The sequence below is a fragment of the Cryobacterium serini genome, from assembly GCF_004404025.1.
GTDB classification, from domain to species: domain Bacteria; phylum Actinomycetota; class Actinomycetes; order Actinomycetales; family Microbacteriaceae; genus Cryobacterium; species Cryobacterium serini.
The window spans coordinates 150,774-171,589 of the sequence record NZ_SOHN01000010.1; the positions used below are offsets into that span (position 1 = coordinate 150,774).

Here is a 20,816-nt window from a genome sequence, read left to right on the forward strand (position 1 = left end):
TGCTAGTGCTTCGCGGTCCTATCGACGTCAGACTCGTCGTCGTCGTCGTCTTCAACGTCGTATTCGCGCGGCTTCTTGTACGGGTCTGCTTCGCCGGCGTAGGTGGCGGTGCCCTTGCCGTCCTCGGTCGCGGTATCGCGGTCGTGTGCTTCACGCAGCAGGTCGTCGATCAACGCCGCGTTCTCGGGGATGCCATCGGCGATGAACTCGATCGACGGTGTGAGCCGGGCGGTGATGTTCTTGCCGACCTCGCTGCGCATCAGGCCCGTTGCAGCCTTCAGCGCGGCTGCACTGTCGGTGCGTTCCTCGATCGAGCCATAGACCGTGTAGAACACCGAGGCGTGCTGTAGATCCCCGGTGACCTTAACGTCCGTGATGGTCACGAACCCGAGCCGAGGATCGCGCAGGCCGCGTTCCAGTCGCTTGGCGATGATGACTTTAATGCGGTCCGCCATTTTTCTGGCGCGTTCCGGATCTGCCATGAGTCACTCCTTGTTAGCGGGCGCCGAAGCGCCCGGCCGTTCTGTACTTTTTCACCGTGTCAAACGGATGCTGCCAACCAGCTGAGGGTCGGAGCGAATTTTCCCCGCTGTTAATATGCACGGCAGGGAATCGGGGTACGGGGCCCCGCTCTTTCCCTTTCGGAAAAAATTGCGAAGACCCGACCCAATGCGGAAGTCGGACTTCGTGAGAAGTCCGACCCCCAAAACCAACGCTAGACGCGCGGCTTCTCCTTCATTTCGATGGTCTCAATCTCATCGCCAATTCGGATGTCGTTGAACTTGCCCAGTCCGATACCACACTCGAAGTCCGTACGGACCTCGGTGACATCGTCCTTGAAGCGACGCAGCGACTCGATGCCCAGGTTGTCCCCCACCACGATGCCCTCGCGAATAACGCGAGCCTTGGCATTTCGGGTGATGGTACCCGAGCGCACGATGACACCGGCGACGTTTCCGAACTTCGACGAGCTGAAGACCTCGCGAATTTCGGCGATACCACTCTGGATCTCTTCGTACTCGGGCTTGAGCATTCCCTTGAGGGAATTCTCGATGTCCTCGAGGGCGGAGTAGATGACGGAGTAGAACCGCACGTCGACGCCTTCGCGAGCGGCACGCTCGCGAGCCTTCGTGTCGGGGCGAACGTTGAACCCGATGATGATGGCGTTGTCAACGGTGGCGAGGTTGACGTCGCTCTCCGTGACCGCACCGACACCACGGTGGATGATGCGCAGCTGAACCGAATCGTCGACCTCGATCTTGAGCAGCGACTCTTCCAGCGCCTCAACGGCACCGGAAACGTCACCCTTGATGATGAGGTTGAGCGACTCGACCTTGCCCTCTTCGAGGGCACGGGTGAAGTCTTCGAGGCTGATGCGCTTGCGAGCCTTGGCCAGCAGGGCGTTGCGCTCGGCGGCTTCACGCTTCTCAGCGATCTGACGGGCTGTGCGGTCTTCCTCGATGACGAGGAAGGTGTCGCCGGCGCGGGGAACGCTCGAGAGACCCTGCACCTGAACGGCGCGAGACGGTGTGGCGGCAAGAACGGCAACACCGTTTTCGTCGGCCATCGCACGAACGCGGCCGTAGGCCGTTCCGGCGACGATGGAGTCTCCCACGCGCAGCGTTCCGGACTGGATGAGAACGGTTGCCACCGCGCCGCGGCCCTTGTCGAGGCGGGCCTCGATGGCGACACCACGGGCGTCCTTGTTCGGGTTGGAGCGCATGTCGAGTCCGGCGTCGGCGACCAGGAGCACGGCGTCAAGGATTTCCTGGATGCCGGTCTTGTTCTTGGCCGATACGTCGACGAACATGACGTCTCCGCCGTACTCTTCGGCGACGAGGCCAAATTCAGTGAGCTGCTGACGCACCTTCTGCGGGTTGGCGCCGGGCTTGTCGATCTTGTTCACAGCAACCACGATCGGCACGTTAGCGGCCTGGGCGTGGTTGAGCGCCTCAATCGTCTGCGGCATGATGCCGTCATCGGCGGCAACCACGAGAATGGCGATGTCGGTGACCTGCGCACCACGAGCACGCATGGCGGTGAACGCCTCGTGGCCCGGTGTGTCAATGAAGGTCATCGCGCGATCAATACCCTCGTGCTCGGTGATGATCTGGTAGGCACCAATGTGCTGCGTGATGCCACCAGCTTCACCCTCGGCGACCTTGGCGTTACGGATCGCGTCAAGAAGCGCGGTCTTACCGTGGTCGACGTGACCCATGACGGTGACAACGGGAGGACGAATCTCGAGGTCTTCATCGGTTTCGTCTTCGAGTTCCTGGTCGATGTCGATGTCGAACGCGAGCAGCAGCTCACGGTCTTCGTCATCGGGAGAGACCATCTGAATTTTGTAGCCGAGCTCGCTGCCAAGCACATCGAACGTTGCCTCGTCGAGGGACTCCGTTGCCGTGGCCATTTCACCGAGGTGGAACAATACGGTAACGAGGTTTCCAGGACTCGCGTCGATCTTGTCGGCGAAGTCCGTGATGGACGCTCCGCGACGAAGACGAACAACGGTTCCACCGTCGCCGCGGGGTACGGATACTCCACCCAGCGACGGGGCCTCGCGCAGTTCGAACTCTGCTCTCTTCGTGCGCTTGGACTTGCGCGCCTTGTTCTTGCCGCCACCGCGACCGAAGGCACCAGCAGTGCCACCGCCCGGGCCGCGACCGCGACCGGCTCCACCGCCACCGCCGGCAGGGCGGGGCGGACCGAAGCCGGGAGCTCCGGCGGGAGCGCCTGGACGAGTGAATCCGGGGCGTGCGGCACCGGCTCCACCCGGGGCGCCGCCCGGGCGCTGGAATGCGCCTGGACGCTGACCGAAACCGGTCGGGCGTGCAGCCTGGCCGGGTCCGCCGGGACGAGGTGCACCCGGACGAGGTGCGGGAGGGCGCGGAATGTTGCTCGGGGTAGGCGTCGCGGGGCGCTGGCCCATTCCCTGCGCACTCGCGAACGGGTTGTTACCCGGACGCGGCGGCTGGGTTGGACGCTGGCCCATTCCCTGGTTGCTGGCGAACGGGTTGTTACCCGGTCGTGCTGCTCCGGGGCGAGGCATGCCGGGCTTGACCGGCGTAGCCGATCCTTCCGTGGCTTTCGCTTCGGGGGTGTGGGTGCCGGGCTTGTCGGCGGCATCAGCTGCGGCGGCCTGGTCGACAGCGGCAGCCTTCTGGGCAGCAGCAGCCTTCTCGGTGGCCTGCGCCTGGCGCTCGGCCACGGTGAGCGGCGCGACCGGAAGAGGCGCGGCATCCACTGCCGGAACAGCCTCGGCCACAACCGGGGCTACCGGTTCAGCAACGGGCTTGGGGCCGGGACGAGCACCGGGCTTGGCGCCGTGGCTCGGGCGTGCGGGCGTTGCCGTAGTGGCAGCACTGACGGCAGCACCAGCAGCGGGAGCGGCAGCCTTGGCGGCGGCGCTTTCCGTTTCGAGAGCCGCGCGAAGGCGACGCGCTACGGGTGGTTCAACGCTGGAGGACGGTCCCTTGACGAACTCGCCCATTTCTTTCAATTTAGCAAGGGCTACCTTGCTGTCGACTCCGAGCTCGGTGGCAATCTCGTGTACGCGTGGTTTCGCAGCCACAATTCTCCTGTTCCGGGTCTGCACCCGGAAAGGGGCAGACCGTTAGTAACGGACGGGTCTCATTTCGAGCCGCTCATTAGTTATCCATAAGCCAATTCAGCCTGTTCTCTAGTTGTTTCGCGTCCAGTGACCCGGTCACACGAAAAGCACGCCCGAAAGCGTGTCGCCTTACGGCATCCTGAAAGCACGCTTCACGGGCATGCAGCCACGCACCTCTACCGGGGATTGTGGCGGTTTCATCCACTACAATTTCTGATTTCCCAGCAACGATCCGCAAAAGTGAGGATCGAGGGGTGCGCGAACGGCAGCCAATACACGTTCTAACGGGTTCCATCGTACCCCCTATTCAGCATCCTCCAGAATGCTGTCCGGCTGGATATCGATTTTCGCACCGGTCAGCTTAGCTGCGAGGCGGGCATTCTGGCCCTCCTTGCCGATCGCGAGCGACAGCTGGTAGTCCGGAACGAGGGCACGCACGGCCTTGATCGACTCGTCGATCACGTAGGCGCTCGTCACCTTGGCCGGCGACAGGGCGCTCGCGACGAAGGTGGCGAGGTCGGGCGAAAAGTCGACAATATCAATTTTTTCGTTGTTGAGCTCAACGGTCACGGCGCGTACGCGCTGGCCGAGCTCTCCGATACAAGCACCCTTCGCGTTGACGCCGGGCTCCGTGGCGCGCACGGCGATCTTGGTGCGGTGGCCAGCTTCGCGGGCGAGCGAGACGATCTCGACGACTCCACTGGCGATCTCGGGCACCTCGAGTGCGAACAACTTACGCACGAGCGACGGGTGCGTACGCGACACGGTGATCTGCGGGCCTTTGAGTCCGCGACCGACGGCCGTGACGAACACGCGAATGCGCGCGCCGTGCACGTAGCTCTCGGTGGGAACCTGCTCCTCGGGGGGCATGATCGCTTCGATCGTACCGAGGTCGACGTGGATCATGCGCGGGTTCGGGCCCTGCTGGATGATTCCGGCAACGATGTCACCCTCGCGGCCCTTGAATTCGCCAAGCACAGCGTCGTCGGCCAGGTCGCGCAGACGCTGGTTGATGACCTGCTTGGCGGCGAAGGCTGCGATACGACCAAAGTCGGTCGGGTTGTCGATGGCTTCGCCGATGACGTTGCCCTCATCATCGTGCTCGGGGATGTAGATGTCGACGTGCCCGGTCTTGCGGTCGAGAACGACGCGCGCGTCGGGCACTTCCTGACCGGGGTGATTGGCGTCGGCAATCTTCGAAGCTTCAAGCTTGGTCACATCCTGCTGGATGTGCTTGACATAGGCGGTCAGAATCGCCTGTTCAATGATTTGTACGAGTTCCTCAAAGGGAATCTCTTTTTCGCGCTCCAGTAGCCGCAAAACACTGAGGTCGATGTCCATGGCCGGCCTCCTCTACGTACGATCTAGTCGCATGATCTTGCCGCCGCGAAACCGCGCAGCGGGCTGAATACTACGGTACCCGAATCTGCGGCGGCCCGTCACCCACTCCCGCGGGCTCGGCCCGTCTTGGCGGGTTCGCTGCAGAGCGGATGCTGCCGGCTCAGCCAGCCGGCAGCATCCGCTCTCGATGAGATCGCTTAGGCGAAGTGCTTGGCGACGTCGGCGACGTCGACCTGCTCGCGATCGCCGGTACGGCGGTTCCACAGTTCGACGATACCGTCGGCGGCTCCCCGGCCGACGATGACGATCCACGGAACGCCGATGAGCTCGGCGTCACCGAACTTGACGCCGGGCGAGACCTTGCGGCGGTCGTCGTAAAGCACCTCGCGACCCGTGGCTTCGATCGCGGCGACGACCGCCTCAGAGGTGTCGAAGACGATCTCGTCCCGGCCGGTGGCGATCACGTGCACGTCGAAGGGGGTTACCGCTTCGGGCCAGATCAGGCCCTTTGCGTCGTTGTTGAGTTCGGCGATGACCGCGAGGATGCGGGTGACGCCGATGCCGTATGAGCCCATCGTGACCGTGACCAGCTTGCCGTTCTCGTCGAGAACCTTGAGTCCGAGAACCTCGGCGTACTTGCGGCCGAGCTGAAACACGTGCCCAATTTCCATGCCGCGAATAAGTTCGACCGGGCCGGAGCCATCGGGGGCCGGGTCGCCGGCGCGCACGTCGGAGGACTCGACCACATCGTCGATCGCGAAGTCACGGCCGGCGACGAGGCCGAACACGTGGCGATTGTCTTCGTTGGCGCCGGTGATCCACTCGGTGCCGGCAACGACGCGAGGGTCGACCAGAAAACGGATGCCGGTGGTCGATTTCGTGCCGAGCACGGCGCCGCCAACGCTCCACGGGCCGATGTAGCCCTTGACCAGCCCGGGGTTCTTGGCGAAATCGCCCTCGTTGGCGGCCTCAACCTCGGCGGGCGCGAAGGCCACCTCGACACGCTTGAGGTCGACGTCGCGGTCGCCGGGAACGCCGATCGCAATCAGTTCACGCGTGCCGTCGAGGCTGGTGAGCGCGAGCACGACGTTCTTGAGCGTGTCCGCTGCTGTCCACACCCGGCCGTCGGGGCGGGGGTGTTCGGAGTTGGCCTTGTCGACCAGCGTCTGGATGGTCGGGGTGTTCGGGGTGTCGAAGACCTGCGCGGCTGGCAGTGCGCTGAAATCTCTGTCGGCCGGAACGAGCGTGCGAAACGCCTCGATGTTGGCCGCGTAACCGCCGGCGCTCCGCACGAAGGTGTCCTCGCCGACGGGGGTGGGGTGCAGAAACTCTTCGCTCTTGGACCCACCCATCGCGCCGGCATCCGCTTGCACGATCTCGTAGTCGAGGCCGAATCGGGTGAAGATGCGTTCGTAGGCGTCGCGCTGCAGCTGGTAGCTGACGTCGAGGCCGGCGTCGGTGTGGTCGAAGGAGTAGGCATCTTTCATCGTGAACTCGCGGCCGCGCAGCAGTCCGCCCCGCGAGCGGGCCTCATCGCGGTATTTGTCCTGGATCTGATAGATCGACAGCGGCAGGTCTTTGTAGCTGCTGTACAGGTCTTTCACCAGCAGCGCGAAGACCTCTTCGTGGGTCGGCGCGAGCAGCATGTCGGAACCCTTGCGGTCTTTCAGGCGAAAAAGCCCTTCGCCGTATTCGTCCCAGCGGCCGGTCACTTCATAGGGTTCGCGCGGCAGCAGGGCCGGAAAGTGAACCTCGTGCGCGCCAGCGGCGGTCATCTCTTCACGGATGATGCGCTCCACTTTGGCTTTCACCCGCAGGCCGAGCGGCAGCCAGGCGAAAATACCCGGGGCCTGGCGACGAATGTAGCCGGCCCGCACGAGCAGGCGGTGACTGGTCACCTCAGCGTCGGAGGGGTCTTCGCGGAGAGTACGGAGAAAGTAGTTGGAGAGACGTGTAGGCACCCGTCTACCTTACGCGGGCGCCGCGATGCGCTCCCCCACGTACCGTACAGCCTTCGAGGTCAGCCGACCTCGCTCAGGGTGCGCTCGATTGCGGCCAGACGCGTATCCATTGCAGTGATTTTTTCGAGCAGAGCGGCATTGACTTGGTTACTCGCATGGAGATTCCTTAGTCGTCTGTTACCGCAGCACTTGCCACGGCTTCGGCGATGGTGTCGATGGTGACGCTGAGTGAAAATGGGGCCCAAGCGACGTGCTTGAGCGCGGTTCCCTCCGCACATGGTGGCTTCGGGCGTGCGCAAGCAAACCGATCCCGAGCTCTTCCGGATCGCAGAAACTTCTGCAATTCCGTCAGCATAATGCTGAGATTCTCTCGTCTTAGAGACCAAGTCGCAGTATAATTGGGGCGGGTGAAGGAGGCACCGCAGCCATGACCCTCACCGCCCCGCCCGCCGCATCCGACTCTCTGCCGGAACCCGACAATTTCCGGGTGGCGGCGATTGCCCCGGCCGGTGCGATTCTGGCTGCGGCTGTGGACGGGGTGCGGTTTGGTCAGCTTGACGACACCGAAGCCGTCGCGGTGCTGGCCGCCTTGGAAACGCTGGGTCGCAAGGTTGATGGTGCCTCTGTACGAATGTAAAGCGTACGAGCCACCACCGACATCGGGTCCGTGCCGAAACCGACCTCGGCACCGGCTCGCTCGCCTACAAGAACGGATGCCGCAACCGGGTCGATTTCATCACCCAACTCGCCGGCATCTCCGCCCGCGAAGCCAAGCGCCGGCTGAAGCTCGGCGAGACCACCGAATGCTACGACGGTGGAACGCACCCCGCTCGGTCTGCCGGTGCCGGCCCGCTACCCGGTTATTGCCGACGGACTGGAGAGCGGCGACCTCGGCATGGAGTCGGCGGAGATCATCGCGGCCACCCTCACCGCGCTGCACGGGAAAGCCTTGCAGGACGACCTCGACCACGTGGAACGTGCCCTCGTCGCCACCGCGACCCGCGCCAACACCCCCAGCACTGATCCATTCTGGCGCACCTAGCCGGAGTGTGCCGGATTGTGAAAAGTTGCTATCTGCTACTTCGCGCCGACGGACACCGTCGGGCTGCCGAGCTCTGCGGCGGGCATCTCGGCGGCGAGACGGTTGGCCTCTTCAATGAGTGTCGCTACGATCTCGGACTCGGGCACGGTCTTGATGACCTCGCCGCGCACGAAGATCTGGCCCTTGCCGTTGCCACTCGCGACGCCAAGGTCAGCCTCGCGAGCCTCGCCGGGTCCGTTGACGACGCAACCCATGACGGCGACACGCAGCGGCACGGTCATGCCCTCGAGTCCGTCGGTGACATCGTTGGCGAGCTTGTAGACGTCTACTTGGGCCCGGCCGCAGCTCGGGCAGGAAACGATCTCAAGTTTGCGTTCGCGCAGGTTGAGCGACTGCAGAATCTGCAGGCCCACCTTGATCTCCTCGACCGGCGGGGCGCTCAACGACACACGGATGGTGTCGCCAATCCCCTCGCCGAGCAGAAGACCGAAGGCTGTTGCGCTCTTGATCGTGCCTTGAAAGCTTGGGCCCGCCTCGGTGACCCCGAGGTGCAACGGCCAGTCGCCGCGTTCGGCGAGCAGTCGGTATGCCTTGACCATGATTACCGGGTCGTTGTGCTTGACCGAGATCTTGAAGTCGTGAAAGTCGTGTTCCTCGAACAGGCTCGCCTCCCAAACGGCGCTCTCCACCAGCGCCTCAGGGGTGGCCTTGCCGTATTTCTGCATGAGGCTCGGCTCGAGCGAGCCGGCGTTGACGCCGATGCGCAGGCTCACGCCAGCGGCCTTCGCTGCAGCGGCAATCTTGCCGACCTGGTCGTCGAACTTGCGGATGTTGCCGGGGTTCACTCGCACGGCGGCGCAGCCCGCGTCGATCGCAGCGAAGACATAGTTCGGCTGAAAGTGAATGTCCGCGATGACGGGGATCTGACTCTTCTTTGCGATGATCGGCAGGGCTTCGGCGTCATCGCGCGTGGGTACCGCGACGCGCACGATGTCGCATCCGGTCGCCGTGAGCTCGGCGATCTGTTGGAGCGTCGCGTTGATGTTCGTCGTCGGAGTCGTCGTCATCGATTGCACGCTCACTTGAGCATTGCCACCGACCAGGACCTTTCCGACCTTGATCTGACGGGATTTACGTCTGGGAGCGAGTACCTCAGGTACTTTGGGCATCCCCAAGTTGATTGCAGCCACTTGCCTAGCTTAGTTGTCGTCGCTTGTACAAAGCTGAATGTCGCCCCGGATCAGCGCGGCAGCTGCGCGAGCGGCGTCGCTGTGGCGATGCGGGCGAATATATCCGCAGCGCCCCAATATGCTGGGAGGTGGTACGTAGCATTTCATTGACAAAGGAGTCCCGATGAACGAAACAGACGTCGTAATCCTAGCCGGATCCCGCACCCCGCAGGGGCGCGTGAACGGGCAGCTCTCGTCGCTCACTGCCGTTGATCTCGGCGCCGCCGCCATCGTCGGCGCCCTCGCCCGCGCTGGAGTGGCTCCGGCGCAGGTCGATTTCGTGCTCATGGGGCAGGTGCTGCAGGCCGGCTGCGGGCAAAACCCGGCTCGGCAGTCCAGCGTGGCTGCAGGCATCCCCTGGAACGTGCCGGCGATGACGCTCAACAAGGTGTGCCTTTCGGGCCTGGCCGCTGTGATCGATGCCGCCCGTCTGGTACGGCTCGGTGAAGCGGATGTCGTCGTGGCCGGTGGCCAGGAGTCCATGTCGCGCGCTCCCCACCTGCTGCCGGGGGCACGCCAGGGCTGGGCCTACGGAACGGTGTCAGCTCTCGACCACGCCGCCTACGACGGCCTCACCGACGCGTTCGACGGTCTCTCGATGGGACTCTCAACCGAGCGCGCCAATGTTGAACTCGGTCAGACCCGGATCGAGCAGGATGAAATCGCTGCCGCATCACACCAGCGCGCCGCAGCTGCCGCCGCACATGACGTCTTTCACGACGAGATCACGCCCATCAGCGTTCCGCAGCGTAAGGGCGAGCCGCTCGTCATCAGCACCGACGAGGGTGTACGTGCGGAGAGCACGACCGAGACGCTCGGCCGGTTGCGCCCCGCCTTCGACCCGGCGGGAAGCATCACCGCCGGCAACGCGGCGCCACTGAGCGACGGCGCGAGCGCGGTCGTCGTGACCAGCCGCGCCTGGGCCGAGAAGCACGGCCTGCCCTGGTTGGCCGTGATTGAGGCCAGCGGCCAGGTTGCCGGCCCCGACAACTCCCTGCACTCCCAGCCGGCCAATGCGATCGCGCACGCACTCTCCCGCCAGGGTTGGACCGTGGCAGACCTCGACGTGATCGAGATCAACGAGGCCTTCGCCTCGGTCGTGGCGCAGTCGTCGAAGGTGCTCGGGGTGAGCGCCGACGAGGTGAACATTCACGGCGGTGGCATCGCGATCGGTCACCCCATCGGATCGAGCGGCGGGCGCATCGCCCTGCATGCCGCGCTCGAACTGGCGCGTCGCGGCACCGGCAAGGCCGCCGTGGCCCTGTGCGGCGGCGGCGGCCAGGGCGAAGCGCTGCTGCTGTCGCGGTAGCGCTTGGCTACCCGAAGAAGTTGATTGGCTTGACAATGTCGGCGTAGATGAGCAACAGGCTCATCCCGCCGAGCAGAATCACCACGGCCAGGGTGAGCGGCATGAGCTTGGCCATGTCCACCGGCCCCGGGTCGGGCCGCTTGAACAGCTTCGCGAAGAATCGACGGATGCCTTCCCAGAGCGCCCCGGCGACATGGCCGCCGTCGAGCGGCAGCAGGGGCACCAGGTTGAAGACGAACAGGGCGATATTGAGCGATCCGAGCAGGCCGAGCATGCTCGCGACCTTGGTCGCCACCGGAACGGTGTCCATGCTCGCCAGTTCGCCGGCCACCCGGCCGACACCGACCACGCTGATCGGTCCGTTCACCTCGCGCTCCCCCGGGCCGAAGGCAGCATTGGCCACGGCCACGAGCCGGTCGGGCAGGTTGAGGATCACGTGCGCGACTCCGGCAATGTTGTCGCCGACCATGGGCAGCACGGCCGTCGCGGGCTGGGGTACCAGTTCGCTCGCGGCTCCGATTCCGACGAAGCCGACCTTCTCGGTGATCGCGGCGCCGGAAGCATCCGTTTTAATTTCGTTATCAGCCGTGTAGACGTAGCGTTCGGTGAGTTTGGGGGTGAGCGCGAGATCGACGTCGGCACCGTCTCGTTCGACGACGACGGCGAGGGTGCGACCGGGTGCCGAGCGGATGATCTCGGTTGACTGCTCCCAGCTCGCGATGGCGGTGCCGCCGATACTGACCAATCGGTCGCCGGGCAGCAGACCGGAAGCGGCACCGGGCGACGCTTCATCGGTGGCCGCGCAGGTCTGTCGGTCGCTCGATGCGGGCAGCACACACTCGCTCAAGCTGCCGATGGTGGTGCTGATCTGCGCGCTTCCGAATCCCATGAGCAAAATTGCAAACATCACAATCGCGATGAGCAGGTTCATGGTCGGCCCGCCCAGCATGATGATCACGCGTTTGTAGACCGGGAGCTGATAGAACGCGCGGTGGTCTTCGCCCTCACCGATGGTCTCCGCGCTGGCCTGACGAGCGTCGTCAACCAGGGTAGACAGGGCGCTGGTTTTCTTCTCCGGTGCACCCTCCTGCACCATCTGGTCGAAGAAGCCGGTGGTGGTACTGCGGGGGGCTCCGCCCTTCTTGGAGGGCGGGAACATACCGATCATGGCGATATAGCCACCGAGCGGCAGCGCTTTGACGCCGTATTCCGTCTCACCCTTGGTACGCGACCAGAGCGTGGGCCCGAAGCCGATCATGTACTGGGTAACCTTGACGCCGAACAGCTTCGCGGGCACGAGGTGGCCGATTTCGTGCAGGCCGATGGACACAGCGAGCCCGACGACGACGATCGCGACGCCAAGTATGAACAGAAGTACGTTTTCCACTGTCGTAGAGTAACCGCATCAAGCTGCAAAGCGGCTGGCGGTGAACGTCGAACCACCCAATACGGGGGTGCATGTGCTTTGCTAGAGGGTGGACGTACCAGGAGGTCCCGTGTCTTACGAACCTGTTCCCACGCAGAAGCTGCCCGTTCCGGCCACACTCGGCCCGGTCGGCAGCCGGTTAGCCAACCGATTTTTGATCGAGAGCCTCATCGGCACCGGTGGGATGGCATCCGTCTATCGAGCGCTGGATACCGCTCTGGGCCGCACCGTGGCCGTCAAGCTGTTTCGCGCCGACGGATCCGCGTCCGAGCCCGAGCGGCAGAGCGGCGAGATCGCCCTGCTCGCGAGCTTGAACCACTTCGCGCTGGTCACCCTGTTCGACGCCGGCACCGCACTCGTCGACGGCGTGCCGCGCACCTTCATCGTGATGGAACTCGTCGATGGCCCCGACCTGCGCACCCGCATCGAGGGCGGCCCGCTGCCGAGCCTCGACGTGGCCGTGATGGGCGCAGACCTCGCCGAAGCGCTGCACTACGTGCACGAGCAGGGCATCATTCACCGGGATGTCAAGCCGGCGAATGTTTTGCTGGCGCCCTCCGGCTTTCCCGGCCGCAACATGCACGCCAAGCTCGCCGATTTCGGCATTGCCCGACTCCTCGACGAAACCCGGCTCACCGCGACCGGGTCACTGCTCGGCACCGCGAGCTATCTCAGTCCTGAGCAGGCCCTCGGTGGAGTTATCGGCGCGCCGACGGACGTTTATTCCCTCGGCCTGGTGCTGCTCGAGTGCCTCACCGGAGTGCGCGCCTACCCCGGAACCGCCGTGGAATCGGCGATGGCGCGGCTGCAGCGTCAGCCCGAAATTCCCAGCAAACTCGGCCGCGACTGGACCACCGTTCTCCGGGCCATGACCGCCCGCGATTTCGCCGACCGGCCCACCGCCGCCGACGCCGCCGGGTTGCTGCGAGCGCTGGCCACCGGCAGCAGCAACCTCGATGCACCCACCATGCTGCTGCCCGCAGAGGCGCCAACTGCCACCGTGTTGTTGCCGGCCGCCGCGCCCGACCCCACGCTGTTGCTTCCAGCCGCCGCTGGCGCTGACGCTCCGACCGAGCTTCTGAAAACGGATGCTCCCGCCAGCACCCCCGCCGCCAGCATCCGCGCCTCCATCAGCCCCCGCAAGCCGAGCCGCCCCGCCAATCCGAGCCGCCCCGTACGCCGCCGGGTGCTCCTCATGGTCGCGAGCGGGCTCACCCTGATCGCCGTAGCCGTCGCCGCCCTGCTCCTGCTCAACCCGGCCGAAGCGCCAACAGCGGTGCCACCGAGCTATCCGGCCGTGGACGGCACGCTCGGCACCCACCTTCAAGAGCTACAGGAAAGCGTGAACCCGTGAATCGACGCCATCGGCTGACCCTGGCCGCCGCTACACTGTTCCTCCTGCCACTGACCGGCTGCACGGCCACCGCCGTCGACCTGCCACCTACCACGGCCGAGCAGCTACAAAGTGAGATTCTGGCGATCAGTGAAGCGTCCGCCGCCGGAGACTTCGCCAACGCCCAGTCGTTGCTCACCGCCATGCAAGCGAACCTGCGCACGGCGGCCGCTTCCGGCCAGGTGAGCGCCGAACGATCGGCGTCGATACAGTCCGCGATCAATCTGGTGCGGGACGACTTGACCGTTGAGATCGATGCCGCCGCCGTGGCCGCGGAGGCCGCAGCGGAGGCAGCGGCGAAGGCAGCAGCCGCGGCCGCGGAGCAGAACGACGAGGACGCCAAGGACCGCGCCGAACAGGCCAAGGACGATGCGGAAAACGCTAGGAAGGACGCTGAAAACGCCAAGGAAAACCGCGAAGACCGCGACGACTGAGCGGTGCGTTAGTGGGCCGCGATGAGCTGGTCAGCGGCGGCGCGCGCCCAGCGTTCGGCCTCGGCGAGCGACTCCCGGGTAAGTTCCGGGCCCTGTTCGTGGGATTCGACCACGCGCAGCACCGTGTCGACGATGTCCAGAAAGCCGATGCGTCCGGCGTGAAAAGCAGCAACGGCCTGCTCGTTGGCCGCGTTGAACACCGCGGGATAGGTGCCGCCCTTGCGGCCGACCTTCTTGGCTAGTTCGACGGCCGGAAAAGCCGCGTTGTCGAGCGGTTCAAAGGTCCAGCTGTGCGGCACGGTCCAGTCGATCGGAGCGCCAACCGCGGCGACCCGGTTCGGCCAGTCCAGTCCAAGCGAGATCGGCAGCCGCATGTCCGGGGGGCTTGCCTGCGCGATCGTCGACCCATCGACGAATTCGACCATCGAGTGCACCACGGATTGCGGGTGAACGACGGCGTCAATGCGGTCGTACTCCACGTCGAACAATAGGTGCGCCTCGATGATCTCCAGGCCCTTATTCACGAGGGTGGCCGAGTTGGTAGTCACCACGAGCCCCATGTTCCAGGTCGGGTGCGCGAGGGCCTGCGCAGGGGTTACCCGGGAAAGCTGCTCCCGGGTGAAACCACGAAACGGCCCGCCGGATGCCGTCAGCACGAGTCGACGCACCTCCTGCGGGGTTCCGGCGAGCAAGGCCTGCGCAATGGCGGAGTGTTCGGAATCAACGGGCACAATCTGCCCGGGCGCCGCGAGCGATTTCACGAGGTCACCGCCGACGATGAGCGACTCCTTATTGGCCAGGGCCAGAGTGCGACCAGCCCTCAACGCGGCGAGCGTCGGTCCGAGCCCGACCGAACCGGTGATGCCGTTCAGCACGACGTCGGCGTCGACGTCCCGCACCAGCTGCTCGGCAGCATCCGCTCCCAGGGCCGTGTGCTCGACCTGAAAATCGAGGGCTTGCAGCGCGAGCAGGTCGCGGTTACTGCCGGCCGCGAGTCCAACCACCTCGAATCGTTCAGGGTTGGCGCGGATAACGTCGAGGGCCTGGGTTCCGATCGAGCCCGTAGACCCGAGGATAATTACTCGCTGCACCCCTCCATGCTAGGTGCACGCCGTCCGTGGCGTAGTGTCAACGGGTGACCGGTGCCAGAGCAGAACCCAAAGACGACGACGCGACCGACACCAGCGACAGCGAATCCACAGCCGTCCCTCACGATGTTTCTGCGGACCTGCCGGGCGAACCCGAACGCGTGAAACGTCCGGGATTCGTCTACTTTCTCGGCTACGGCATCATGGCGCCCGTCGCCCGCGTCGTGTTTCGCCCGCGCATTTTGGGCCGGGAGAACATTCCGGCCAGCGGCCGCGTCATCCTGGCGAGCAACCACCTTTCCTTCATCGACAGCATCGTCATTCCGCTCGTCGCTACCCGGCGGGTGCAATTCCTCGCCAAGTCGACCTACTTCACCGGAACCGGCTTCAAGGGCTGGGTCTCCCGCACGTTCTTCACAGCGATCGGCGCTATCGGCGTGGAACGCGGCGCCGGGCAGGCCGCCCAGGCCGCCCTCGATGAGGGTCGAGCGGTGCTCGACGCCGAGGGTGCGTTCGCGATCTATCCGGAGGGCACTCGCTCACTCGACGGCCGCCTCTACAAGGGTCGTACCGGTGTCGCCTGGCTGGCCCTGACCACTGGCGCTGTTGTGGTTCCGGTCGGATTGATCGGCACGCAGGAGATTCAGCCGGTGGGAACCACCCTGCCCCGCATCCGCAAGGTCACGGTCGCTTTCGGCAAGCCGCTCGACCTCAGTCATCACGGCCAGGCGACCTCGGGCAAGGCCCGACGCCAGGCGACGGATGAGATCATGACGGCCATTCACGACCTGTCCGGCCAGGAATTGGCTCATGCCTACAACGAATCGCCGCCGGTCGGTACGCTGAATCGTCTCGCCCGCCGGGTGTTTCCGCGCGAACGCCTGTAGCCGTAGACCTTCGGCATTCGGTTGCGAGCGACGACAGTCATAGGCTGGAGTAATGACTGCAACGTATTCGGTGCCCCAGCAACGCAAACTCGTCACGGCTCTTCCCGGCCCCAAGTCGGTTGAACTTCAGGCCAGGCGAGAGCAATCGGTCGCCCGCGGCGCCGGGACCCTCGCCAACATCTACATGGACCACGGCGCGGGAGCGATTCTGGTCGACGTCGACGGCAACCAGATCATCGACCTCGGCAGTGGTATTGGGGTGACCACGATCGGTCATGCGCATCCGGACGTCGCGGCGGCAGCATCCGCCCAGGCAGCGAAGCTGACCCACACCCTGTTCACGGTAACGCCCTACGAGAACTATGTGGCGGTGGCCGAGAAGCTTAGCCAGATCACCCCCGGTGACTTTGAGAAACACTCGATTCTGGTCAACACCGGCGCTGAGGCCGTGGAGAACGCGGTGAAGATCGCCCGCAAATTCACCGGGCGCCGCGCGATCGTGGCCCTCGACCACGCCTTCCACGGCCGCACCAACCTGACCATGACAATGACCTACCGCCCCTGGCCGGAGCGCGCCGGCATGGGGCCGTTCCCCGGTGAGATCTACAGCGTGCCCACCAGCTACCCGTTCCGAGACGGGCTCAGCGGGCTCGAAGCGGCCGAGAAGACCATCGACTACATCACGACCCACATCGGAGCGACCGAGATCGCAGCGTTCTTCGTCGAGCCGATCCAGGGCGACGGCGGCATCGTCATTCCAGCGCCCGGCTATTTCAAGCGCATTCGCGAATTCTGCACCGAGAACGGCATAGTATTCGTCGCCGATGAGATTCAGGCTGGCATCGCCCGGACCGGCGTCTGGTACTCGATCGAGCACCACGACGTCGTGCCCGACCTGGTCACCACGGCCAAGGGAATCGCCGGCGGCTTTCCGCTCGCCGCCGTCACCGGCCGCGCCGACATCATGGACTCCGTGCAGCCCGGCGGTATCGGCGGCACCTTCGGTGGCAACCCGGTCTCGACCGCAGCTGCCCTCGCCGTGTTCAACCTGATCGAGCGGGACAACCTGCTCGGCGAGGCTCAACGGGTCGAAGCCGCACTCTGGGCGCGCATCGGCGACTGGGCCGAGAAGTTCTCCATCGTCGGCGAGGTACGCGGCAAGGGCGCTATGTTCGGCGTGGAGCTGGTGCATCCCGGCACCAAGAAGCCCTACCCAGAGGCGTTGACCGCCGTAATCAAGCATGCAACCACGAACGGGGTCATCGCGCTCGATGCCGGTAGCTGGGATTCCGTGCTGCGCATCATGCCCAGTGTCGTGATCTCCGACGAGCTGATCGACGACGCTGCGACCGTGCTCGAAGAAGCACTTACCGCTCTGGTGGCCGCCTACCCTGCCTAGGCGCTCGCGCCGACCCCGCGTATTCGCGTACGGCAACCCAGTCCGTGATGTCAACGGATTGGGTGGGCGGCAGGTCGATGGCCGACGGGCTGATGGCCGCCACCAGATCGGTGGCCGGCCGCATCACGGTCCGGCCGTCAGCGAAGCGGATGCTGTCGGCTCCGGCACCAGAGTCGGCGATGGCGTCGGCGATGGCGCTGGTGCCGGCTCCCCCGTTTCGGACACCGGCACGAGCGGCCGTACCTGGGCGAACGGGAACAGCGAGGGTGCAGCATCCGCTTGGTATGCCTGGCCGAGGGAGTCGTAGGTGTAATCGATATCGCCAGACATCACCAGTCGGAGTGGAAACACGTTCCAGCCGCCGCCCGGTACCAATATGCTCGGCACGACCATGTCCTGCTCACCGGCCGCATCAAGCTGCGGCAGGTAGTTCGTATTGACCGGGTCGTTGACCACGTTGAGTGCGCGGCCACTCTGGTCGAATAGCTGCACGTCGGTGAGCGGCTGGCCATCGGCGTCGTAGGCGAATACGTTGGTTACCTGCACGCCGCTCTGCATGAGCCCCGGCGTCGGGGACGGGGTGTACTCCACGTACGCAGTGTTCTGCACATTGGCCTGATGGGCCGTGTAATTAAGCAACACAGGCATTACCAGAATCGCGCAGACGCTGACAACGAAACGAAAGCCGGGAAGCCAGCGCCAGGGTAGCCAGTGCCCGCGTCCCCACTGCACACTCAAAATCACGAAGGCGGAGAGCACGAGCCAACGCACGGGGTCGGACGGCACCGTGCTGATGGCGCCACCCGCAAAGACCGACGCGACCGCATAAACGATCCAGCCGCGCAGCACCCACCACAGTGGGCGGAGCACGAGCAGAAAGTCGAGTACCGCTGCACCGGCTGCACTCGAGCGGACGCGCCGAGTCGCGTTTGCTTGAAGGCCCCCGGCCCGGGCGCGCAGCCGACGCAGCGTCGACACCCGAACCGTCGGCATATCTCCCCGCACGGGAAGCCCGGCCGCGCCGCGCAACTCGTCGGCGTAGGCGACCGGATCGCCGAGCTCGAAGCCTGGCGCAGGGGCATCAGCATCGGCATCGTCGAAGTCAGCAGCCTGCTCCGTCAGGTCGGCCTCGAGGCCGTCGGTGAGGTCGTCGACGTCATCGGCCGGCAGATCGCTCAGGGCGGCCCGCACGGCCAGGGCGAAGTCCCGAATGGGCTGGGTAGTGGTGGCGGTGTCGCTCATGAGTTGTCGCCGATCGTGAGTAGGGGAACTGTGGGTTGCGGCTGTTCGAGCAGCCGGGTGAGGGTATCGGCGAAGTGAGACCAGTTCGCACGTTGTTCGGCGAGCATGACCCGGCCGTTCGCGTTCATTCCGTAGTACTTTCGGTGCGGTCCGCCGTCAGAGGGCACGACATAGCTGGATAGCGCCCCCGCGCTGTACAGCCGACGGAGGGTGCCGTAGACCGACGCGTCGCCGACCTCGTCGAGCCCGGCGGCACGCAACCGGCGCACGATGTCATAGCCGTAGCCGTCGTCGTCGACGATCACGGCCAAAACGGCCATATCGAGCACCCCCTTGAGTAACTGGGTGGTATCCATCGGTATCCCTTCGATCAGTACGCATCTTCAACGCATCCCACACTACTACGCAAACCGTACTACTGCGCCAAACGCACTCCAGGCCAACCCCGGCCAACCTCGCCGAGCCGTGAGTTTCGAGCGCCGAGGGCCCTTACGCGGTGGTTACCGGCTCGTGATCGACCGGAAAGTTCACCGAGGCCGCGATGAAGCATTCACGGGCAGCCTCGGCGTGCAACGACTGCGCGAACTCGACCTGCTCGGGGTCGGTGATCGTCACCCGTGGCCGTAGCGTGACCGTCGTGAAGTGGCCACCACCGCCGTAAAGCTGTTCCATGGTGCCGACCGGGGCATCCGTATATGCCGTCACGGTCACCCCGTTCCGGGCGGCCACGTGCAAATACGAGAGCAGATGGCACTGGCTGAGCGCCGCGAGCAGAAGCTCCTCGGGGTTCCAGCGATCATTGTCGCCGTGAAAGGTCGGATCGGACGAACCGCTGATCATGGCCTTATCAGTGGATGCCCGACCGGCCGGCAAGATCAGATGGTCGCGCCCGTATGCCTTGTAATGACTCGTTCCGGTTCCGCGATTGCCGGTCCATTCGACCCGCACCGCATATTCGTGCACTCCGTTCATGCTTCTCCCTTGGCTCTACAAGATTCTTGCAGCCGGTTCAGGTTCACCGCGCTCACGGTCGGTAAAGTGGAGTCATCATGACTGACACCCTTATTGACTCTGCCACCACTTCCGTACCGACGTACTCGGTTACGCAAGAACGAAAGATCGTGACCGCCATTCCCGGTCCGATCTCGGCGGCATTGCATGAGCGGCGCCGAGCGGTCGTCTCCGATGGCGTCAGTTCCATGCTCCCCGTCTACATCAAGAAGGCCAACGGGGCAATCGTCGTCGACGTTGACGGCAACCAATTCATCGACCTCGGTGCCGGAATCGGCGTGACCACGATCGGCCACACCGAAGCCAGCGTTGTCGCGGCGGCCGTCGAACAGACGCAGGATTTCATTCACACACTCTTCACCATCACGCCCTACGAAGAGTACGTGCGCGTCGCCGAGCTGCTGGCCGAGCACACTCCGGGCAGTTTCCCGAAGAAGAGTGTGCTCATCAACTCCGGCGCCGAAGCCGTTGAGAACGGCGTAAAGATCGCCCGCAAGTACACCGGCCGTCGCGCCGTCGCCGTGCTCGACCACGCCTACCACGGTCGCACCGTGCTGACCATGGCCATGAATTACAAGGCCATGCCGTACGCCACCGGCTTCGGCCCGCTCGCCAGCGACGTCTACCATGCACCGAGTTCCTACCCTTACCACGACGGCCTGACCGGCGCCGAAGCGGCCGCCCGCACCATCGCCTACCTCGACAAGGTGATCGGGGCAGCCGACCTGGCCTGCCTCGTCGTCGAACCCATCCAGGGTGAGGGCGGTTTCATGGTGCCGGCGGACGGCTACCTTCCCGCCCTGCAGGAATGGTGCACCGCCAACGGTGTCGTCATGATCGCCGATGAGATCCAGAGCGGCATGGCCCGCTCTGGCAAGTACTTCGCAAGCGAACACTTCGGCTGGATCCCCGACCTCGTCCTCACCGCCAAGGGCATCGCCGGCGGCTTCCCGCTCGCTGCCGTCACCGGCCGCGCCGAGATCATGGATGCCTCGCAGCCCGGTGGCCTCGGCGGCACCTTCGGCGGCAACCCGGTCGCCTGCGCCGCGGCCATCGCCGTGTTTGACGCGATCGAGGCCAACAACCTGCTCGGCGAGGCCATGCGCATCGAGAAGTCCCTCACCGCCGGACTGACCGCGCTGAAGAACAAGTACGACATCATCGGCGAGATTCGCGGCCACGGCGCCATGATGGCCATCGAGCTCGTGCAGCCCGGTACCGGCGACACTACAAAAACGCCGAACGCTGCCGCGGTGAGCGCTATCTCGGCCTACGCCGGCCAGCACGGCGTGCTGCTTCTGACGGCCGGCACCTACGGCAACGTGCTGCGCTTCCTGCCGAGCCTGGCGCTGTCCGATGCCCTGATCGTCGATGCCCTCTCGGTGATCGACGATGCCATGGCCGCCCACGCTGCAGCGCTGACCACGCCTACACACTGACG

General features: G+C 64.9%; 19 protein-coding genes. 8 read left to right on the forward strand and 11 right to left on the reverse strand.

Annotation, left to right across the window (positions count from 1 at the left end; translation table 11 throughout):
* Nucleotides 1-2 precede the first annotated feature (2 nt).
* The 5 genes from rbfA to E3T51_RS08920 form a co-directional block, all read right to left on the reverse strand.
* Nucleotides 3-482, reverse strand: a complete 480-nt coding sequence (rbfA, locus tag E3T51_RS08900) for a 30S ribosome-binding factor RbfA (protein ID WP_134529537.1) — start codon at nucleotides 480-482, stop codon at nucleotides 3-5.
* Between the two features lie 233 nt (nucleotides 483-715).
* Nucleotides 716-3,574: a translation initiation factor IF-2 gene (gene infB / locus E3T51_RS08905; protein WP_134529538.1), complete on the reverse strand. Its 2,859-nt coding sequence runs from the start codon at nucleotides 3,572-3,574 to the stop codon at nucleotides 716-718.
* A 76-nt stretch (nucleotides 3,575-3,650) separates the two neighbouring features.
* A complete protein-coding gene (locus E3T51_RS08910) occupies nucleotides 3,651-3,908 on the reverse strand; it encodes a YlxR family protein (RefSeq protein WP_134529539.1) in 258 nt (85 codons plus the stop codon).
* A gap of 8 nt (nucleotides 3,909-3,916) precedes the next feature.
* A complete protein-coding gene (gene nusA, locus E3T51_RS08915) occupies nucleotides 3,917-4,954 on the reverse strand; it encodes a transcription termination factor NusA (protein WP_134529540.1) in 1,038 nt (345 codons plus the stop codon).
* Nucleotides 4,955-5,151: 197 nt separating this feature from the next.
* Entirely contained in the window at nucleotides 5,152-6,915 is a 1,764-nt protein-coding gene (locus E3T51_RS08920; RefSeq protein WP_104192263.1) for a proline--tRNA ligase, read from the reverse strand.
* Between the two features lie 427 nt (nucleotides 6,916-7,342).
* Between E3T51_RS08920 and E3T51_RS08925 the strand changes: the two genes are divergently transcribed.
* Together E3T51_RS08925 and E3T51_RS08930 are read left to right on the forward strand one after the other, a co-directional pair.
* Nucleotides 7,343-7,552, forward strand: a complete 210-nt coding sequence (locus tag E3T51_RS08925) for a hypothetical protein (RefSeq protein ID WP_134529541.1) — start codon at nucleotides 7,343-7,345, stop codon at nucleotides 7,550-7,552.
* Nucleotides 7,553-7,729: 177 nt separating this feature from the next.
* Nucleotides 7,730-7,957: a hypothetical protein gene (locus tag E3T51_RS08930; protein WP_134529542.1), complete on the forward strand. Its 228-nt coding sequence runs from the start codon at nucleotides 7,730-7,732 to the stop codon at nucleotides 7,955-7,957.
* A 35-nt stretch (nucleotides 7,958-7,992) separates the two neighbouring features.
* Here the strand turns inward: E3T51_RS08930 and ispG are convergent, their stop codons facing one another.
* On the reverse strand, nucleotides 7,993-9,147 hold the full coding sequence (gene ispG / locus E3T51_RS08935) for a flavodoxin-dependent (E)-4-hydroxy-3-methylbut-2-enyl-diphosphate synthase (RefSeq protein ID WP_174844578.1): 1,155 nt from the start codon (nucleotides 9,145-9,147) through the stop codon (nucleotides 7,993-7,995).
* Between the two features lie 163 nt (nucleotides 9,148-9,310).
* Between ispG and E3T51_RS08940 the strand changes: the two genes are divergently transcribed.
* On the forward strand, nucleotides 9,311-10,495 hold the full coding sequence (locus tag E3T51_RS08940) for an acetyl-CoA C-acetyltransferase (protein ID WP_134529543.1): 1,185 nt from the start codon (nucleotides 9,311-9,313) through the stop codon (nucleotides 10,493-10,495).
* A 7-nt stretch (nucleotides 10,496-10,502) separates the two neighbouring features.
* On the opposite strand, the gene E3T51_RS08945 is transcribed toward E3T51_RS08940, so the two are convergent.
* On the reverse strand, nucleotides 10,503-11,882 hold the full coding sequence (locus E3T51_RS08945) for a M50 family metallopeptidase (RefSeq protein WP_134529544.1): 1,380 nt from the start codon (nucleotides 11,880-11,882) through the stop codon (nucleotides 10,503-10,505).
* A 109-nt stretch (nucleotides 11,883-11,991) separates the two neighbouring features.
* On the opposite strand from E3T51_RS08945, the gene E3T51_RS08950 reads away from it, so the two are divergent.
* Both E3T51_RS08950 and E3T51_RS08955 read left to right on the forward strand, forming a co-directional pair.
* Nucleotides 11,992-13,275, forward strand: coding sequence for a serine/threonine-protein kinase (locus tag E3T51_RS08950; protein ID WP_241989240.1), 1,284 nt, complete (start codon nucleotides 11,992-11,994; stop codon nucleotides 13,273-13,275).
* Nucleotides 13,272-13,748: a mucin-associated surface protein gene (locus E3T51_RS08955; RefSeq protein WP_134529545.1), complete on the forward strand. Its 477-nt coding sequence runs from the start codon at nucleotides 13,272-13,274 to the stop codon at nucleotides 13,746-13,748. The genes E3T51_RS08950 and E3T51_RS08955 overlap by 4 nt, the downstream gene beginning before the upstream one ends.
* Nucleotides 13,749-13,756: 8 nt before the next feature.
* Here the strand turns inward: E3T51_RS08955 and dxr are convergent, their stop codons facing one another.
* A complete protein-coding gene (dxr, locus tag E3T51_RS08960; protein WP_134529546.1) occupies nucleotides 13,757-14,839 on the reverse strand; it encodes a 1-deoxy-D-xylulose-5-phosphate reductoisomerase in 1,083 nt (360 codons plus the stop codon).
* Nucleotides 14,840-14,883: 44 nt separating this feature from the next.
* Between dxr and E3T51_RS08965 the strand changes: the two genes are divergently transcribed.
* Both E3T51_RS08965 and E3T51_RS08970 read left to right on the forward strand, forming a co-directional pair.
* Nucleotides 14,884-15,723 (forward strand): lysophospholipid acyltransferase family protein, encoded by an 840-nt coding sequence (locus E3T51_RS08965; RefSeq protein ID WP_420898422.1) that lies wholly within the window; start codon nucleotides 14,884-14,886, stop codon nucleotides 15,721-15,723.
* A 52-nt stretch (nucleotides 15,724-15,775) separates the two neighbouring features.
* A complete protein-coding gene (locus E3T51_RS08970) occupies nucleotides 15,776-17,122 on the forward strand; it encodes an aminotransferase class III-fold pyridoxal phosphate-dependent enzyme (protein WP_134529547.1) in 1,347 nt (448 codons plus the stop codon).
* A 123-nt stretch (nucleotides 17,123-17,245) separates the two neighbouring features.
* On the opposite strand, the gene E3T51_RS08975 is transcribed toward E3T51_RS08970, so the two are convergent.
* The 3 genes from E3T51_RS08975 to E3T51_RS08985 all read right to left on the reverse strand — a co-directional run bounded on the left by E3T51_RS08975 (nucleotide 17,246) and on the right by E3T51_RS08985 (nucleotide 19,336).
* Nucleotides 17,246-18,364 carry a hypothetical protein gene (locus tag E3T51_RS08975; protein WP_104192254.1) on the reverse strand — a complete coding sequence of 373 codons (1,119 nt, stop codon included), beginning with the start codon at nucleotides 18,362-18,364 and terminating at the stop codon, nucleotides 17,246-17,248.
* Entirely contained in the window at nucleotides 18,361-18,720 is a 360-nt protein-coding gene (locus E3T51_RS08980; protein WP_104192253.1) for a PadR family transcriptional regulator, read from the reverse strand. Before E3T51_RS08980 ends, E3T51_RS08975 begins: the two co-directional genes overlap by 4 nt.
* A 133-nt stretch (nucleotides 18,721-18,853) precedes the next feature.
* Entirely contained in the window at nucleotides 18,854-19,336 is a 483-nt protein-coding gene (locus E3T51_RS08985) for an OsmC family protein (RefSeq protein ID WP_104192252.1), read from the reverse strand.
* 77 nt (nucleotides 19,337-19,413) lie between these two features.
* On the opposite strand from E3T51_RS08985, the gene gabT reads away from it, so the two are divergent.
* Nucleotides 19,414-20,814 (forward strand): 4-aminobutyrate--2-oxoglutarate transaminase, encoded by a 1,401-nt coding sequence (gene gabT / locus E3T51_RS08990; protein ID WP_104192251.1) that lies wholly within the window; start codon nucleotides 19,414-19,416, stop codon nucleotides 20,812-20,814.
* Nucleotides 20,815-20,816: the final 2 nt, after the last annotated feature.

Bases quoted from the DNA above. Each gene is read 5' to 3' on its own strand.
- E3T51_RS08985 (WP_104192252.1), bottom strand. From the start codon at position 19,336: ATGAACGGAGTGCACGAATATGCGGTGCGGGTCGAATGGACCGGCAAT.
- E3T51_RS08980 (WP_104192253.1), bottom strand. From the start codon at position 18,720: ATGGATACCACCCAGTTACTCAAGGGGGTGCTCGATATGGCCGTTTTG.
- rbfA (WP_134529537.1), bottom strand. From the start codon at position 482: ATGGCAGATCCGGAACGCGCCAGAAAAATGGCGGACCGCATTAAAGTC.
- E3T51_RS08975 (WP_104192254.1), bottom strand. From the start codon at position 18,364: ATGAGCGACACCGCCACCACTACCCAGCCCATTCGGGACTTCGCCCTG.
- gabT (WP_104192251.1), top strand. From the start codon at position 19,414: ATGACTGACACCCTTATTGACTCTGCCACCACTTCCGTACCGACGTAC.
- E3T51_RS08940 (WP_134529543.1), top strand. From the start codon at position 9,311: ATGAACGAAACAGACGTCGTAATCCTAGCCGGATCCCGCACCCCGCAG.
- E3T51_RS08925 (WP_134529541.1), top strand. From the start codon at position 7,343: ATGACCCTCACCGCCCCGCCCGCCGCATCCGACTCTCTGCCGGAACCC.
- E3T51_RS08910 (WP_134529539.1), bottom strand. From the start codon at position 3,908: ATGGAACCCGTTAGAACGTGTATTGGCTGCCGTTCGCGCACCCCTCGA.
- E3T51_RS08970 (WP_134529547.1), top strand. From the start codon at position 15,776: ATGACTGCAACGTATTCGGTGCCCCAGCAACGCAAACTCGTCACGGCT.
- nusA (WP_134529540.1), bottom strand. From the start codon at position 4,954: ATGGACATCGACCTCAGTGTTTTGCGGCTACTGGAGCGCGAAAAAGAG.